Source organism: Vibrio sp. B1FLJ16, from assembly GCF_905175385.1.
Classification (GTDB): domain Bacteria; phylum Pseudomonadota; class Gammaproteobacteria; order Enterobacterales; family Vibrionaceae; genus Vibrio.
In genome coordinates this window covers 1976315-1992603 of record NZ_HG992749.1, presented here as the reverse complement: position 1 = coordinate 1992603, position 16289 = coordinate 1976315, and the positions used below count along the sequence as shown (strand labels likewise).

Annotated in this window: 13 protein-coding genes, 1 pseudogene and 1 riboswitch; of the genes and pseudogenes, 8 read left to right on the top strand and 6 right to left on the bottom strand. The window is 43.7% G+C overall.

The window, feature by feature from the left end; all coding sequences use genetic code 11:
* The first annotated feature begins 283 nt into the window (after positions 1-283).
* From topA to KHN79_RS09015, 4 genes and pseudogenes are all read left to right on the top strand, one after another.
* Positions 284-2911: a type I DNA topoisomerase gene (gene topA, locus KHN79_RS09030; protein ID WP_182008474.1), complete on the top strand. Its 2628-nt coding sequence runs from the start codon at positions 284-286 to the stop codon at positions 2909-2911.
* 593 nt (positions 2912-3504) lie between these two features.
* Positions 3505-4720, top strand: a pseudogene (glgC, locus tag KHN79_RS09025) (glucose-1-phosphate adenylyltransferase).
* Complete coding sequence (glgA, locus tag KHN79_RS09020; RefSeq protein ID WP_182008472.1) at positions 4710-6182, top strand: glycogen synthase GlgA; 1473 nt, start codon at positions 4710-4712, stop codon at positions 6180-6182. The pseudogene glgC and the gene glgA overlap by 11 nt, the downstream one beginning before the upstream one ends.
* Positions 6183-6305: 123 nt before the next feature.
* Positions 6306-7109, top strand: coding sequence for an alpha/beta hydrolase (locus tag KHN79_RS09015; protein ID WP_182008471.1), 804 nt, complete (start codon positions 6306-6308; stop codon positions 7107-7109).
* 24 nt (positions 7110-7133) lie between these two features.
* Here the strand turns inward: KHN79_RS09015 and KHN79_RS09010 are convergent, their stop codons facing one another.
* The 5 genes from KHN79_RS09010 to torD all read right to left on the bottom strand — a co-directional run bounded on the left by KHN79_RS09010 (position 7134) and on the right by torD (position 11448).
* Positions 7134-7454 carry a DUF2007 domain-containing protein gene (locus KHN79_RS09010; protein ID WP_182008470.1) on the bottom strand — a complete coding sequence of 107 codons (321 nt, stop codon included), beginning with the start codon at positions 7452-7454 and terminating at the stop codon, positions 7134-7136.
* On the bottom strand, positions 7451-8146 hold the full coding sequence (locus KHN79_RS09005; RefSeq protein WP_182008469.1) for a TVP38/TMEM64 family protein: 696 nt from the start codon (positions 8144-8146) through the stop codon (positions 7451-7453). Before KHN79_RS09005 ends, KHN79_RS09010 begins: the two co-directional genes overlap by 4 nt.
* A 140-nt stretch (positions 8147-8286) precedes the next feature.
* Positions 8287-8880: a TfoX/Sxy family DNA transformation protein gene (locus KHN79_RS09000; protein ID WP_182008468.1), complete on the bottom strand. Its 594-nt coding sequence runs from the start codon at positions 8878-8880 to the stop codon at positions 8287-8289.
* A gap of 116 nt (positions 8881-8996) precedes the next feature.
* Positions 8997-9086, bottom strand: a riboswitch (cyclic di-GMP riboswitch).
* A 272-nt stretch (positions 9087-9358) separates the two neighbouring features.
* Positions 9359-10363, bottom strand: a complete 1005-nt coding sequence (purR, locus tag KHN79_RS08995) for an HTH-type transcriptional repressor PurR (protein WP_182008467.1) — start codon at positions 10361-10363, stop codon at positions 9359-9361.
* A 437-nt stretch (positions 10364-10800) separates the two neighbouring features.
* Complete coding sequence (gene torD / locus KHN79_RS08990) at positions 10801-11448, bottom strand: molecular chaperone TorD (RefSeq protein ID WP_182008466.1); 648 nt, start codon at positions 11446-11448, stop codon at positions 10801-10803.
* A gap of 264 nt (positions 11449-11712) precedes the next feature.
* Between torD and torR the strand changes: the two genes are divergently transcribed.
* Positions 11713-12426, top strand: a complete 714-nt coding sequence (torR, locus tag KHN79_RS08985; RefSeq protein WP_182008465.1) for a two-component system response regulator TorR — start codon at positions 11713-11715, stop codon at positions 12424-12426.
* A 90-nt stretch (positions 12427-12516) separates the two neighbouring features.
* Here the strand turns inward: torR and elyC are convergent, their stop codons facing one another.
* Entirely contained in the window at positions 12517-13302 is a 786-nt protein-coding gene (gene elyC / locus KHN79_RS08980) for an envelope biogenesis factor ElyC (protein WP_182008464.1), read from the bottom strand.
* 114 nt (positions 13303-13416) lie between these two features.
* On the opposite strand from elyC, the gene cmoM reads away from it, so the two are divergent.
* From cmoM to mukE, 3 genes are read left to right on the top strand one after another with little or no spacing between them, the layout of a single operon-like run.
* Entirely contained in the window at positions 13417-14196 is a 780-nt protein-coding gene (gene cmoM, locus KHN79_RS08975) for a tRNA uridine 5-oxyacetic acid(34) methyltransferase CmoM (protein ID WP_182008463.1), read from the top strand.
* 14 nt (positions 14197-14210) lie between these two features.
* Entirely contained in the window at positions 14211-15548 is a 1338-nt protein-coding gene (gene mukF, locus KHN79_RS08970) for a chromosome partition protein MukF (protein ID WP_182008462.1), read from the top strand.
* On the top strand, positions 15529-16287 hold the full coding sequence (gene mukE / locus KHN79_RS08965; protein WP_182008461.1) for a chromosome partition protein MukE: 759 nt from the start codon (positions 15529-15531) through the stop codon (positions 16285-16287). The genes mukF and mukE overlap by 20 nt, the downstream gene beginning before the upstream one ends.
* Positions 16288-16289: the final 2 nt, after the last annotated feature.

Sequence of the window (16289 nt, the reverse complement as noted above, 5' to 3'; positions counted from 1 at the left end):
GGCAAAATATTTTGTGATGAGGAACAAAATTTACTGAATTCGATTAGCAGTAGTAAAGTTTGCCTGATTAGATATGTCGCTCAAAGACCTTTCAGAACCCTGTCTCTTTGAAGTATAAAGACGATGAATTGTCAACCAATCGAATCTGAATTTCAAAAAAGCAGTTGACCTTCTTTTCATCTCGCACAATAGTAAAAAAAGAAGCAATGAATTAGAACATTATGCGGGTAATCTCCGGTTCGGGGTTTTACTCGCATTATTATGAAGGACGTTAGAGTCAGTTATGGGTAAATCACTCGTTATAGTGGAGTCACCAGCCAAGGCAAAGACAATAAATAAGTACCTTGGTAAAGACTTTGTTGTTAAGTCTAGTGTTGGTCATGTGCGTGATCTGCCTACGGCCGGTCAAAGCACTGGTGAGAAAGCTGCTGCCATTTCAACAAAAGGGATGAGTGCTGAAGAGAAAGCACGAGTCAAGAAAGAGAAAGATCGTAAAGCGCTGATCAAAAAAATGGGGATTAACCCATATCATGACTGGGAAGCGAACTATCAGATTCTGCCGGGCAAAGAAAAAGTCGTCAGCGAGTTACAAAAATTAGCCAAAGATGCAGATTACGTTTATCTCGCAACCGATTTGGACCGCGAGGGGGAAGCAATCGCATGGCACCTTCGTGAGATCATCGGTGGCGATGAAGAGCGATACAAACGAGTAGTCTTTAACGAAATTACCAAAAATGCTATCCAGCAAGCTTTCCAGACTCCTGGTGAGCTGAATATGGATGGTGTTAACGCGCAGCAAGCACGTCGATTCATGGACCGTGTGGTTGGTTTTATGGTTTCTCCTTTACTATGGAAGAAAGTTGCGCGGGGCTTGTCAGCGGGCCGTGTACAGTCCGTAGCGGTTAAGCTGCTGGTTGAGCGTGAGCGAGAAATCAATGCATTCGTACCAGAAGAGTTCTGGGATATACACGCGAATACAAAGACCAAAGATAAAGCAGATTTTAAACTGCTTGTTGCTCAGAAAGATGGTGTTGTGTTCAAGCCTGTCAACGAGACAGAAACAAAAGCAGCCATGTCTGTGCTTGAAAACGCACGCTACGAAGTCTGCAAGCGGGAAGACCGCCCGACGAAAAGTAAGCCGTCTGCGCCATACATCACATCAACTCTGCAACAAGCTGCGAGTACACGTCTGGGCTACGGCGTTAAAAAGACCATGATGCTGGCGCAACGTCTGTATGAAGCGGGTTACATCACCTACATGCGTACTGACTCTACAAACTTGAGTGCAGAAGCTGTGGATGCCGTTCGTGACTTCATCGGTTCAGAGTTTGGTGACAAATATCTGCCTAAAACACCGCTAAAATACGGTAGCAAAGAGGGTGCGCAAGAAGCGCACGAAGCGATTCGTCCTTCTGATGTTGCTGTTAAGGCGGAAGACCTGCAAGGCGTAGACGCTGACGCTCACAAGCTTTATTCGTTAATCTGGAATCAGTTTGTAGCTTGTCAGATGACACCAGCAGAATACGATTCAACCACCATCAGTGTAAAAGCAGCGGAATACACCCTGAAAGCAAAAGGTCGTATTCTTAAGTTTGATGGTTGGACTCGTGTACAACGTCCAATGGGCAAAAATGAAGATACCATTCTTCCGGCAGTTCAACTTGGTGACACGTTAAGTCTTGAATCGCTTGATCCAAAACAGCACTTTACCAAGCCACCGGCGAGATACACTGAAGCGGCTTTAGTTAAAGAGCTTGAAAAGCGTGGTATTGGCCGACCTTCGACGTACGCATCTATCATCTCTACGATTCAGGATCGCGGTTACGTGAAAGTGGAACAGCGACGATTCTACGCAGAAAAAATGGGTGAAATCGTTACTGACCGTTTAGATGATAGCTTCAACGACCTGATGAACTACGACTTTACTGCACGAATGGAACAGAAGCTGGACCAGGTTGCAGAAGGCGAAGTGAACTGGAAAGCGGTACTCGACAACTTCTTCGCGGACTTTACTGGTGACCTTGAAAAAGCAGAGCAGGACGAGTCAGAAGGTGGGATGAAGCTTAACCACATTGTGATGACAGATATTGAGTGTCCGACTTGTGGCCGTCCTATGGGTATCCGTACAGCATCAACAGGTGTTTTCCTTGGTTGTTCTGGTTATGCGCTGCCGCCAAAAGAGCGTTGTAAAACCACCATTAACTTAGGTGACGAAGAAGGCATCATTAACGTCCTGGAAGAGGACGTGGAAACTGCAGCTCTTCGAGCCAAGAAACGTTGTCCTATCTGTGAAACAGCGATGGATGCGTATCTTATCGATGATAAACGCAAGATGCATGTTTGTGGTAACAACCCGAACTGTGAAGGCTACATTGTCGAATACGGTGAGTTCAAAGTAAAAGGCTACGATGGCCCGGTTGTTGAGTGTGACAAGTGTGGCTCTGACATGGTGCTTAAGAACGGTCGCTTCGGTAAATACATGGACTGTACCAGTGAAAGCTGTAAGAACACTCGTAAGATCCTGAAGAACGGCGAAGTCGCGCCACCGAAAGAAGATCCGGTGCATTTTCCTGAGCTTCCATGTGAAAACTCAGATGCTTACTTTGTACTGCGTGATGGTGCGTCAGGCCTCTTTATGGCTGCAAGTAACTTCCCTAAATCGCGTGAAACCAGAGCTCCGCTTGTTTCAGAACTTGCACGTTTCGAAGAGCGCTTACCTGAGAAGTTCAAATACCTTGCGACAGCGCCGCAGGAAGACCCGGATGGTCGTCCGGCAGTAGTTCGTTTTAGCCGTAAGACGAAAGAAAACTACGTTCGTTCTGAAGATGACGGAAAGCCAAGTGGCTGGACAGCGCTTTATATCGATGGCAAATGGGAAGTCACCGATAAGCGTAAAAAAGCGAAAGCATAAATTTAATTTGTGAATAATAAGGCAGCGGTATCGCTGCCTTATTTTTTACCTTTTTCAGCTACTCATTAAGTTTACATAAGAGAACTACTCTTACTGCTTAATGACCTAATCTACAAAATCTAACCTTAACTTCTCTCTATTTCATTTTACAGTCATAACCTTGAAGTAGCTTCGAGACAACTAACCGCCCGACATACTAAACTGGTTACAGCTTTAAAAGCTTGAGCCCGATGTGTAGTTATTTAGTTCGTAATTTGTTTTCACAATGTAATCCATTACTTTGTTAGCTGTGATCTGATTATCGTAATGGCCAAGATATACCTGTCTATGACACAGAAAGGTGCATTTAAAATTGTAATTAAGATTCAACTTAGATAATTTACAACAAAACAAGTGCAACTGAGTGCATTGTTTTGATGTTCGAAAAGTATAAACATCTAGATAGTTGTCGGTAGACACTATCGCGTTTCACCACGTAACAAGAACTCACAGAAGATCTGTGCGTGGCTTATAACTTGTTCACTCGATTCCCCATACAACATTCAATCGAGCGTGCATCCAATCCAAGCTATAACACAATGTGGAGAACAACAATGGCTGGTGTTTTGGGAATGATTCTTGCTGGCGGTGAAGGCTCTCGCTTAAGACCTTTAACTGAATCTCGTAGTAAACCTGCGGTACCATTTGGCGGTAGTTATCGATTAATCGACTTTGCGCTGAATAACTTTGTGAATGCGGATTTGATGCGTATTTACGTCCTTACTCAATTTAAATCTCAATCCCTGTTCCACCATTGAAAAAGGCTGGAACATTAACGGAATTACTGACCGTTTTATTGACCCGATCCCAGCGCAGATGCGTACTGGTAAACGCTGGTATGAAGGTACGGCTGATGCCATCTATCAGAATCTGCGTTTTATGGAGATGTCAGAACCAGACCAAGTCTGTATCTTTGGTTCTGACCACATTTATAAAATGGACATAAAACAGATGGTCAACTTTCATACGGAGAAGGGGGCTTCACTTACCGTTTCTGCGTTACGTATGCCGCTAAAAGAAGCATCTCAGTTTGGTGTCATTGAGGTTGACAGTGATGGGCGTATGGTTGGTTTTGAAGAAAAACCAGCTAACCCTAAATCCATTCCTGGAGACCCTGATTACGCGCTGGTTTCAATGGGGAATTATGTTTTTGAAGCTCAGGTACTCTTTTCTGAGCTGATTGAAGATGCCGAAAACGAAGCATCATCACACGATTTCGGTAAAGATATTATCCCTAAGATGTTCCCTCGAGGTGATGTGTTTGTATATGATTTCAGTACTAATGAAATCAGTGGTGAGAAAGAACAGGTTTACTGGCGTGATGTCGGTACAATCGACGCCTACTGGCAAGCACATATGGATCTGCTGGAAAAAGATGCGCCTTTCTCGCTATATAACCGCAAATGGCCGTTACATACTTATTATCCGCCATTACCCCCAGCGACATTCACTGATTCCGATAACGGTCGTGTGCAAATTATTGACAGCTTAGTGTGTAACGGAAGCTATATAAGAGGCTCGCGTATCGAAAAATCTGTACTTGGTTTTCGAAGTAATATTGCATCTGCTTGTGATATAAGCGAATGTATACTCCTTGGTGACGTTAAAATCGGCGAAGGCTGTGTTTTACGTCGGGTTATTGTGGATAAAAACGCTGATATTGCACCTGGCACTCAGATTGGGGTGAATCTGAAGGAAGATAAGAAACACTTCCATGTGTCAGATGATGGTATTGTCGTCATTCCTAAAGGAGCACGAGTTGGCTACTAACAAACTATCTATTCTGTTTGTAGCGTCTGAAGTCGAGGGATTGATTAAAAGTGGTGGCTTGGCAGATGTTGCCAAGGCACTGCCTGAAGCTCTTCACCAACTTCAGCAAGATGTACGAATCACTATTCCAGCATACAATGGCATTGAAAGGTTGGAAGAGGCAGAGGTACTGTTAGAAACGCAGTTAACATCATGGCCACACACTGAATACCGGGTTTTGCGGCTATTTTTGGGTGATGTCCCTGTATATTTGATCGATTGCCAACCATATTTTGACCGCCCATCTATGTATGCTGAGAATAACCAGGCATACACAGATAACGGGGAGCGTTTTGCTTTCTTCAGTGCGGCTTGTCTGGACATGCTACCTAAACTCGATTTCAGGCCTGATATTGTACATGCCAATGACTGGCATACAGGTCTCGTTCCGTTTTTATTGAAACACCGACACGCATCAGACCCGTTTTTTGTTAATACACATAGTGTTATTTCGATACACAATGCGGTGTTTAAAGGAGTATTCCGTTATGACGATGTGCAGTGCCTACCTGAGTTTCAGAACTATAATGTTCCTGATGCTGCGGTAAGCTCAACTCACATCTCAATGCTCAAAGCTGGTGTGCTGAATGCGGATAAAATAAATGCTGTAAGTCCAACCTATGCAGAAGAGTTGAAAACGGACCTTGGCAGTCATGGCATGTCGTGGGAGTTCCAACAGAGGGCAAACGACTTGGTTGGAATACTCAACGGCTGCGATTACTCAGCTTGGAACCCCGAAACCGATACTTATTTGCCAGTCAACTATCAGGCAAATGAGCAAAGCATGGTAGAAGGGAAAAAGGCGTGTAAGAAAGCCCTGCAAAAACGTCTGAATTTGGAGCAAAAAGAGTGTGCACTGTTTGGTATGGTTTGTCGCCTTACTATGCAAAAAGGGGTTCACTACTTATTACCTGCTTTACAGGATTTCCTTAAGCATGACGTGCAGTTGGTTTTGGTCGGAACCGGCGATCCTTCTCTTGCTGCACAGTTAGAAGACGTTGCCGCTCAGTTTTCTGACAAGTTTGTCTTCGTCGAGGCGTACGATAACGAACTGGCACATTTAGTCGAGGCCGGATCTGACTTCTTCTTAATGCCTTCAGAATTTGAGCCGTGCGGTTTAAACCAAATCTATAGTATGGCGTATGGTACCTTGCCGATTGTCCGAGGCGTTGGCGGCCTTAAAGACAGTGTTAATGACTATGATGCAGACCCAACGGATGCAACTGGATTTGTGTTCTATGAACCAACTCCTCAGGCTCTGTTGTTAATAATGCTACGCGCTCTGCTTCTTTACGCCCAAGATAACGATGAAGTAAAACGCGTCCAGTTACATGCGATGCAAAAAGATTTTTGTTGGAGAAAAGCCGGTGAAGAGTATCTGAAGCTTTATCATTCCGCTTTAAAACTCGTTTTCCCGCACTGACGCGTTCAGAGTTGCCTAAAATTGTAACAAAAGGCACCTTAACTGGTGCCTTCATTATCTTGAGTCCACCGTTTGTGGTAGGATTGCTCTTCGCATTAAATAACATTATTTTTATTGTGGAATATGCCTAAGTCACTACTTTTTCATAAAACCTACTTACACCCCACCAGTAATGAGTGGGTTGTTTTCGTGCATGGTGCTGGTGGCAGTTCTTCCATTTGGTTTAAGCAGATTAAAGCGTATAAACAACACTTTAATTTGCTGCTGATTGATCTGAGAGGGCACGGAAAGTCAAATCAGTTATTGAAAGAGCTTATTACGAGTCGTTACACCTTTACTGAAGTTACGCAGGACATATTAAAAGTATTGGATCACCTGAAAATCCAATCAGCGCATTTTGTTGGTATGTCACTAGGGACCATTATCGTTCGAAACTTGGCCGAATTGGCTGCGGAACGCGTGAATTCAATGGTTTTGGGGGGGGCAGTTACCCGGCTGAACACACGGTCACAAATTCTCGTAACGCTGGGTAATTTCGGTAAACATATTTTACCTTATATGTGGATGTATAAGCTCTTCGCGTACATCGTCATGCCACAACGTAATCAACGTGAATCGCGTTTGCTGTTTGTTCGCGAAGCCAAAAAGCTTTGTCAGAAGGAGTTTAAGCGCTGGTACACTTTAGCGTCAGATGTGAATCCCTTAATGCGATATTTTAAAGACAGAGAGTTACCAATTCCGACACTCTATTTAATGGGAGACAGGGATTATATGTTCATTCAACCCGTTAAAGAGATGGTCGCGGCACACAAGCTTAGCGTACTGCGTGAAATCCCGAACTGCGGCCATGTTTGTAACGTAGAGCGTCCTGAAGACTTCAATCAGCATTCGATTGAGTTTATTAAGCAGCAGTGCTTAATAGCTTAATATTCCAATTTGTTTTAGAGCAGCCTAATGCTCATCTATTTGATGACCACATCGCCAACACGCTCCAAATTGCCCCTCATTCATTTCTGAGCACACTGAGCAGCGCCAATCCTGGTAAGTATTTGGCTGAGCCTGCATCTGGTAAGCATCAACAATAACCGAAGCTTTCATCTGTTGTTCAGGCGCGAACAACCATATGTAGGGATCGGTTTCATCACTGAACGGCAGCTCACCTTTTAAACCAAAAAGTCCTTCACCGCGAACTTCGCACTGTATTTGCTCAGTTTTAAGTAAGCCGCAAACGATATGCGCCTCTGCAGGGTTTTTGGCAATAAATATTTTCATTGAAGATGTCCGTTTTGCTCAGTTTGATTGGGTCTTAGTTTATTCATCACCCATCTGGCAATAATAGGAAACAAGCCCAGTAAAGCAAATGATGCTAAAACTCCGGGAGATACGATACCGGAAAGGCTATCTATTGTGGCCAACTGTGTACCGGCGTTCAGGTATACAGCAGTGCCCGGGAGCATACCGACTTGGCTTGTTAGATAAAATCGACTCACTGACATCGGAGTCAGTCCCATCAACAAATTAATCAGGAAAAACGGGAAGACAGGAATTAAGCGTAATGAAAGCAGGTAGAATGCGCCGTCTTTTTCTACGCCGTTATTGATCGCAGAAAGTTTATTTTCGAACTTGGTTTGAACCCAATCTCTTAATAGGTAGCGACTACTAAGGAAAGCAAGGGTAGCGCCTATGGTGCTCGCAAATGAGACTAACATTAAGCTGGTCCAAAAACCGAATAGTGCGGCTCCCAGTAAGGTCACCACAGCAGCGCCGGGGATTGAAAACGCAGTAATTAAAACGTAAATCAGGAAATAGAGGGTCGCGGCAAACAGGAAATTTTGCTCGATATACGCGTTTAGCGCTTCTTGTTGAGCTTTGGCGTTCTCTAAAGTGAGGTATTGGCTAAAACTTGCAGCCAGTACAATGATCGTTAACAGTAGGATTAACCCAAAAATCAGTTTCTTATTCATATTTTACTCCAGAAGGGTTACCTTTTCCCAACTCATAACGGATACAGTAGGTATAGACAGCTTGAGGCAGAAAAAAATTTCAAAAAAAAACCGCAGACGAAGCTGCGGTTTTAGAAGTTTAAGGAAATTTAGCTGAATACTTATCTCGAAAGAGCGTTTTTCAACTCTTCTCGTCTAGATTGAGGTACGACGCTCCAATGAGTGCCGTTTATTGCGCCTTCTAAGGCCCAGAGCAGTTCAATGCTAACCTTTGCTGAGTGAGAGTCACGTATCGCTTTATAAGCGCTTAGTGCACCTTCTTCTTCAAGCTGTTCTACTGATTCAATACCAGCTTTTTTTAGCATTCGCTCTGTAGCGAGCCTTAAGTTAGGCAGATCTTTCAATCTGTCTGGCTTGCTAGTTGCTTGTTGTTTTTTTTCTAATTTAGCTTGTTCTAATGACTGCTTCGCCACTTCGACTAAGCGCTCACTTGATTCCCATAAGTCGTTGGAAATCGCGTAGTACTTAGTAACTACCGGAAACCCACGCTTTTTATAAACGTACGGTTTTAGTCCTTGTGTCTCGAAGTTAGATGAAGTCTGTTGGTCTGCTCGTATATGAAGTTGATCATTTACAACAAGTGCAAACATCGTTTCATCTGCGAAAAGCCCGAAGCCACCAAACATAGAGCGCGACTTGATCGTGCCAAGTGGCTCAAATAGCTTCATAGAATCTTTGAGTATCGGTTTATCCATGATGTGTTATCTCGGTGTAATTAATATTACGCCACCAAAAGTCAGGTCCGAGAGAATAGCAAATACATACAAGAATAATGTCATTAAAGGGTAAACTCATTATATGCATATTTGCCATCGGCAACCCCGCTACCTTTCATTCTATCAAATGGTTAAGGCCGGAAGCTTTGCGTCCCACCCTTTCGGATGGTTTGCCCTGTGCGTGACCATATGAGGATACTTGTTATCTTGAATTAACATCACGTTTTAGCGATCAAAATGTGATTTTCCTTCAAAAAATTGCAAGGTATTTATGGGTGCTTGTTCATATGTAAAAGATGTGATTATGCATGAGCTAGTTACTGTGTGATATGGATTGTAATTATATAAAACAGTGCTTTACTAATGTTATTTTTACGGTATGGGACTACGATAAAGAGACTAAAAATTTAATTTATCTGGATAAAAATAAGCGCTCATTAAGAGCGCTTATGGAGAGTTAGTTAAGTTTCTTTACCGTATTTCGGACGACCAACTCTGGTTGCATTTCAAAAATGCGTTTTTCGTGGTCTTTATCTTTAATACGTTCTAGTAGAATTTCGAACGCATTTTTACCAACACGACGTTTAGGTTGGTGAATCGTCGTCAATGGCGGAGAGAAGTATTCTGCCAACTCAATGTTGTCATAACCAATTACGGAAATATCGTCAGGGATCTTGATGCCGTTTTGCTGTAAGCGACTCATAAGGCCTAATGCCATCGTATCGTTAAAGCAGAAAACCGCTGTTGGGCGTTTTTCCATTGCCGTAATTTTATCCGCAACCAAAACAGCAGTGTCACACTCGAAATTCCCTTCAAGAATCCAGTCTTCATTCACAGGAATGTTTGCTTCTGCCATTGCTCGGCGGAAGCCGACTATACGCTCTTTACAGGCTAACTTATCAAAATGGCCGCTTAGGCAAGCAATATCAGTATGACCGTTTTCGATCAGATATTTGGTTGCGATGTAACCGCCTTCTTCTGAGTTATCCATGATTTTGTCGGCTTGTGAACTTTCCGGACCCCAGTCCATGACAACTTTTGGAATGTTAGAGTGGCGGTCGAGCATCTCATTTAGCTCTTCCGTTAAGTCAGAACACATGACTAAGATCCCATCAACGCGTTTTTCCGCAAGCATACGAATGTAATCGCGTTGCTTTTCGTAGATACCACCGGTATTACATAAGATCAGTGTGTAACCTTGACGGTAACAGTAGCTCTCAACACCATCAATGACTTCAGAGAAGAACAGGTTAGTCGATTGCGTTACCAACATACCAATAGTACGAGTTGAGTTACATTTCAGACTGCGAGCAACCGCACTTGGTGCATAGTTAAGCTCATCAACTGCTTTCATAACTTTTTCTTGCGTTGCTTCTGCAACAAAACGCGTCTTATTGATAACGTGTGAAACTGTGGTGGTTGAAACGCCGGCTAATCGAGCAACGTCTTTTATAGTGGCCATAAATGGTGTCCTGTATCGAGCTACTTAATATACCATTGAAGATAAACCGTTCTGCCTAATCCCTTTCGCAAACTCAGTGCAATAATCGCTTGCACACAGAGTTCGCATAGCGTTGGTTTCTCCTGAAACAGTAAAAGGTTTGTAGCGATATAATAGGCTGAGGCTGCCGATTTTCCTAAATTGAGCGAAATAGCGAACTTCAACCTGTAAAGAAAACACAAAAACCGCTATTATTTCAGCGGTTTACATGAAAATCATATTTAATCGTTTGCGTTCACATTTTAGCTCTATATGGACGAGCTCGCAATAATAACAGCAATAATTTTGCGTATTTCAAGTCACATTTTGATGGCTAAAAAAGTTAGTGTTTTCAATCAGGTTAACGCAAGAGAAAATCCGCAAACCTGGTGTGAGAATTTTCTGAAAAAAGACAATGCCTATTCACCAGTAAGATAAGTACTGTCTAGTTTGCAAAATGCAACGAGTAATTGTGCAACGCTGGCATAGAAACCAAACTCATCTAATTGATGACACTTTGCAGAGAATTGAGGCAACCAAGACATGAGTTGATGCTCAATGAAATGGTTCTGCTGAACAAAGGCTTCTTCCATATGCTTTTCCTGCTCGTACTCGTTGGAGCGAATGATCATGTTGCCCAAAAAATCGAGTTCTACGGCTAGGTGATCAGCAGGTTCGTTAAGTTTGTCATCGACTTGTACACCAAAATCTGCCATCAACTTTGCCATTTCTTCCGCTGGCTTATCGTTTAGTAAACCAGATTTACCGATATACATAGAAGCATAGGGCAGAGCACCGTACTTTTCTGTTTTAAGAAACAATTCACAAAAGTCAGCTGCTAATTCAAGCTGAGCGTCTTCACGGTCTTGCAGCCGGTTTAGTGCATCGACGAGGTTATTAACCGCGAGTTTCAGAGACTCGTTTTCACCTAAGCCAGCTAAAAAACTACGAATTTCTACACTGTGGTAAGCCTCTAGATCTTTGTCGGTCAGCTCTTTGGCGAACAAGCTAGAAAACCACCAGTAAATTTCGGCACGTTTTTCATTAAAAGCTTTCACTTCTTGCATTTCAGGCTCCTGAATTATGCTTTATGTTTTGCATCAGAATATAAATAACGAATGTCCTTTAAGTGTAATCAAATAAAATGAACAGCAGTAACTATAATTATGAAGTTTTATAAGGAAATATGTCTGTTTATTAACAGTGTCCGGTAAGCTTGTTTTGAGTCAACAAAATCGTTAAATATTGCTTTTTCGTGTGTCTGTGACTAGAAATGTTAATAGTTATGAATAGAATAAAACTCTGATAATAAATGACGGAAAGTGGTGTAAATGAGCTATCACGTATTAGTCGTAGAGGATGATATTGTAACTCGAAGTAAGTTAGCGGGTTATTTCCAAAGTGAAGGTTATACTGTGAGCGAAGCAGAAAGCGGCGCAGAGATGCGGGAAGTACTGCAAGCGGAAAAAGTAGACCTTATCATGCTGGATATTAACCTGCCGGGCGAAGATGGCCTGATGCTTACGCGTGAATTACGCAGCCAATCGGATATTGGTATTATATTAGTCACAGGACGCACGGATAGCATTGATAAAATTGTTGGCCTGGAAATGGGGGCAGACGATTATGTCACCAAGCCTTTTGAACTCAGGGAATTACTAGTTCGAGTAAAAAATCTGTTATGGCGTATATCGATTGCGCGTGACGGGTCGAGTAAAGCCGCTAGCGAAGCAAACGAGCAACATATTGTACGTTTTGGCGAGTGGACATTTGATATTCAACGCCGTGCGCTCAGCCGAAATGGTGAACCTGTCAAATTAACGAAAGCGGAATATGAGCTGCTGGTTGCTCTATCTTCACACCCGAACAAAGTATTAAGTCGCGAACGTATTTTGAATATGATCAGTCATCGTGTTGATGCGCCTAATGACCGTACTATCGATGTTCTGATTCGACGAATGCGCGCTAAAATGGAGTTTGATCCGAAGAACCCGCAAATTTTTGTGACGGTTCATGGTGAAGGTTATATGTTCGCTGGTGATTAAAACACAGAAGATGAGAATTTAAAAAGGAGAGCATTCGCTCTCCTTTTTGGTACTGGTAAGCTGCCGAATGTAATGCAGCCAGTACGATTGCTATTTAGGCTCAACCATAGGCGTATCAGCGACAGTATCACGCATGCGTTGCCAGATACTGCCGAGATACTCATGCCAGAAAACTTCGGTTTGCTCTAAGTAGCGAGCTTTAGGCGAGTATTTATCCCAGGACTGGGTGATTTCCTCACTCGCTAAGAAGTTAGTCGGTGCTGGGATTGGCTTAATTCCCGCGGCATGAAACTCATACAATGAACGGCTCATGTGGCTAGCCGAGGTCACCAGGACAATATTCTTCTGCTGAACAAACGCCGCAGCTTGACGAGCTTCCTCCCAGGTATCTTTTGCGTCTTCCAATAAAATAATATCGGATTTTGCAACGCCGATAGCGAGAGCGACGTTCGCCATCATTCGGGCATGACTGGTTTCAGAACCACCCGCATAGCCGGATAGAATTAACTTTGCACCGGGATACATACGTAAAATGCGAATGCCTTCGGTTAAACGCATCAGGGCTGCGCGACTTAACTGAGACGTCGGTGGAATCTCGTCGTCGACGATATGGCCATTACCCAGAACCATAACGTAGTCGATAGTGCCGGACACTGGCAAAAATGCTTTGTGCTCACGTTCTAGAGGCATAAGAAGCTTGGTTGAGACAGGTTGGAACGCAACACAGAAAATTCCGACAAAAGAAAATAAAACAACGAAGCAGCCAGTTTTACGTTTGGTAGTAAAACTAATGAGGACAAGGCCCAATAAGCCTATCAGCAACAGTGCTGGTAGGGGCATCAGCAAGGCTGACACAACTTTTTTCAGCTCAAACATACATAAATAGTCCGAAAAAACATCAATTGACAATAAAAATGGGAATAACCCTCTTTATTCCTGCTTTTCTTGTGCCAGAATAGCGGCACAATCCGTAATGATAACTCAGCAGAAGTGACAGAAGACCGCAATTTCGACGATATCGCCCACAAATTTGCAAAAAATATATACGGCTCCGACAAAGGAGAGATCCGTCAAATCATTGTGTGGGAAGATTTTCAACAGATTCTAAGTGAATTAGAGGCAGAACAGCAACCTCTGGAAGTATTAGATGCTGGTGGTGGTTTAGCACAAATGTCTCAAAAGCTTGCTAAGCTCGGACATCGTGTCGCTTTATGTGATCTATCTTCGGAAATGCTGCAACTAGCTAAACAGAATATTGAAAATAATGGTTTGCTTGAGCAGTATCGCTTGATTCATTCACCGGTGCAATCTATTGGCGAGCACATGGAAAGTCAGGTGGATTTTGTTATGTTTCACGCTGTGATGGAGTGGCTGGTTGATCCCAGGAGCGCTCTAGAAACCGTGCTGGAACAAGTAAAACCGGGAGGTATCGCTTCGGTGATGTTCTATAACCACCATGGTTTGGTCTACAAAAATGTGGTGTGTGGAAACATACCACATGTGCTGGACGGCATGCCTCACCGAAAAAGATTTAAACTACAGCCGCAAAAAGGCCTGAAGCCAGAAGAAGTCTATCAGTGGATAGAAAACTCGGGGTTCAGTATTTGTGGTAAATCTGGTATCCGCTCATTCAGTGATTACATAGGTAATATGCAGTACATGGGTGATTACGAGTTTGAAGATGTATTGGCGCTAGAAAAACAACTTTGTCGACAAGAGCCATACCTCTCATTGGGCCGCTACATTCACGTGTGGGCCAAAAAGAAATAAAAACAGGAATAACAATGAGTGAGATGACTCTCAATGCTGCAGATCAACCAATAGATGAATTGGTTGGCTGGGTTAAGCAGCAAGATTTCTCGTTGAACCTGACCACAGAGCGACTGGCTTTTTTGATTGCTATCGCGGTACTGAGTAATGAAAGGTTTGACGATGAATTGGGTGAAGGTGAACTGCATGATGCGTTCGCTATCGTCACTCGATTTTTTGATGAGACGGGCGAAGCCTCTGCTTTTCGAGCCAACAACGCCATCAACGAGATGGTTAAGCAGCGTCTTATCAGCCGTTTTGTCAGTGAAGTGACTGACGGTGCGAGTATTTACCGCTTGTCGCCGTTAGCGATAGGGATTACTGATTATTACGTGCGTCATCGCGAGTTCTCAAAACTGCGCCTGTCTATCCAGCTGTCTATGGTGGCGGATGAGATGGCGAAAGCGATTGAAGCGGCAAAAAAAGGCGGCACACCGGGTCACTGGAAGAAAAATGTGTACGGAGTACTCAAGTATTCTGTAGGCGAGATCTTTGATCAAATCGATCTTAACCAACGTGTGATGGATGAGCAGCAACAGTCTGTTAAACAACAGATTGCAGACTTGCTGAACAAGGATTGGCGCGAAGCCATCAATAACTGTGAAGCGTTATTGTCGGAAACGTCCAGCACGCTGAGTGAGCTTCAGGATACGCTACAGGCGGCCAGTGATGAGTTGCAAACTCAGTTGCTCGATATTCAGGAGCTGGTCTACGGCGATCCTGAGCTTGAGTTTATTGAGGAGGCCTTGTTTGGTCTGCAAATGAAGCTGGACCGAATCACAAGCTGGGGTCAGCAAGCGATAGACCTCTGGATCGGCTATGACCGCCATGTGCACAAGTTTATCCGTACTGCGATTGATATGGATAAGAACCGAGCATTCAGCTCGCGATTACGTCAATCCGTCAAAGATTATTTTGATATGCCTTGGTATCTCACTTACGCAGATGCTGAGCGACTGTCCGACCTCCGCGATGAGGCCTTGGTACTCCGTGATGACGAGGTAACAGGCCAGGTTCCGATGGAAGTGGAATATGAAGAGTTTAAACAGGTCAATGATGAGCTGTCTGAGCGTATTGGTGGCATGCTAAAAGCACATAAAGAGCAAGACACACCAATAGACTTAAGTGTGGTGCTGCGAGATTACCTTGCACAGCATCCATATACTCATCACTTTGATTTAGCCCGGATTATTGTTGATCAGGCTGTTCGTCTTGGTTATTCGGAATCGGATTATCAAGCTATTCAGCCAGACTGGAAATCTATCAACGAATTTGGGGCAAAGGTACAAGCGAATGTCATCGATCGATACTAATGAACACATGCCAGACAAACTGGCCAAAGCAATTTCTAACCCTCTGTTCCCGGCACTAGATAGTATGCTCAGGGCAGGGCGTCATATCTCAAGCGAAGATTTAGACAACCATGCACTGTTGTCAGATTTTGAAATTGAGTTGTCTTCTTTCTACCAGCGCTACAACACTGAGTTGGTTAAAGCACCTGAAGGTTTCTTCTATCTCCGTCCGCGTTCTACTTCTCTGATCGGCCGTAGCGTTCTGTCTGAGCTGGATATGCTGGTGGGCAAGGTATTGTGTTTCCTTTACCTTAGCCCGGAGCGTCTGGCGCATGAAGGCATTTTCACCAATCAGGAACTTTACGACGAAATGCTCTCACTCGCGGATGAGAAAAAGCTCATGAAGCTGGTGACCAACCGAGCAACTGGTTCGGATCTGGATAAAGAGAAACTGTTTGAGAAAGTGCGTACTTCGCTGCGTCGTCTGCGCCGTCTTGGGATGATCATCAATATCGGCGAAACCGGTAAGTTCAGTATCAGTGAAGCGGTTTTCCGTTTTGGCGCTGACGTACGTGTCGGTGATGATATGCGTGAGGCGCAATTGCGTCTGATCCGTGACGGTGAAGCAGTAGTTCATACCCAAGAGCCAAGCCAGGGTAGTCTGTTGTCATCTGAAGAAGACCAAGAAGAACCGGGTCATGAAGACCAATCGCCAGACGAACTGACACAAGAAAAAATCACAGAAGAGAGTGAAGCATGAGC

What these genes read in the sequence shown, in the direction of transcription:
- topA (WP_182008474.1), top strand. Translation starts at nt 284, where the DNA reads ATGGGTAAATCACTCGTTATAGTGGAGTCACCAGCCAAGGCAAAGACA.
- KHN79_RS09015 (WP_182008471.1), top strand. Translation starts at nt 6,306, where the DNA reads ATGCCTAAGTCACTACTTTTTCATAAAACCTACTTACACCCCACCAGT.
- KHN79_RS09010 (WP_182008470.1), bottom strand. Translation starts at nt 7,454, where the DNA reads ATGAAAATATTTATTGCCAAAAACCCTGCAGAGGCGCATATCGTTTGC.
- KHN79_RS09005 (WP_182008469.1), bottom strand. Translation starts at nt 8,146, where the DNA reads ATGAATAAGAAACTGATTTTTGGGTTAATCCTACTGTTAACGATCATT.
- KHN79_RS09000 (WP_182008468.1), bottom strand. Translation starts at nt 8,880, where the DNA reads ATGGATAAACCGATACTCAAAGATTCTATGAAGCTATTTGAGCCACTT.
- purR (WP_182008467.1), bottom strand. Translation starts at nt 10,363, where the DNA reads ATGGCCACTATAAAAGACGTTGCTCGATTAGCCGGCGTTTCAACCACC.
- torD (WP_182008466.1), bottom strand. Translation starts at nt 11,448, where the DNA reads ATGCAAGAAGTGAAAGCTTTTAATGAAAAACGTGCCGAAATTTACTGG.
- torR (WP_182008465.1), top strand. Translation starts at nt 11,713, where the DNA reads ATGAGCTATCACGTATTAGTCGTAGAGGATGATATTGTAACTCGAAGT.
- elyC (WP_182008464.1), bottom strand. Translation starts at nt 13,302, where the DNA reads ATGTTTGAGCTGAAAAAAGTTGTGTCAGCCTTGCTGATGCCCCTACCA.
- mukF (WP_182008462.1), top strand. Translation starts at nt 14,211, where the DNA reads ATGAGTGAGATGACTCTCAATGCTGCAGATCAACCAATAGATGAATTG.
- mukE (WP_182008461.1), top strand. Translation starts at nt 15,529, where the DNA reads ATGTCATCGATCGATACTAATGAACACATGCCAGACAAACTGGCCAAA.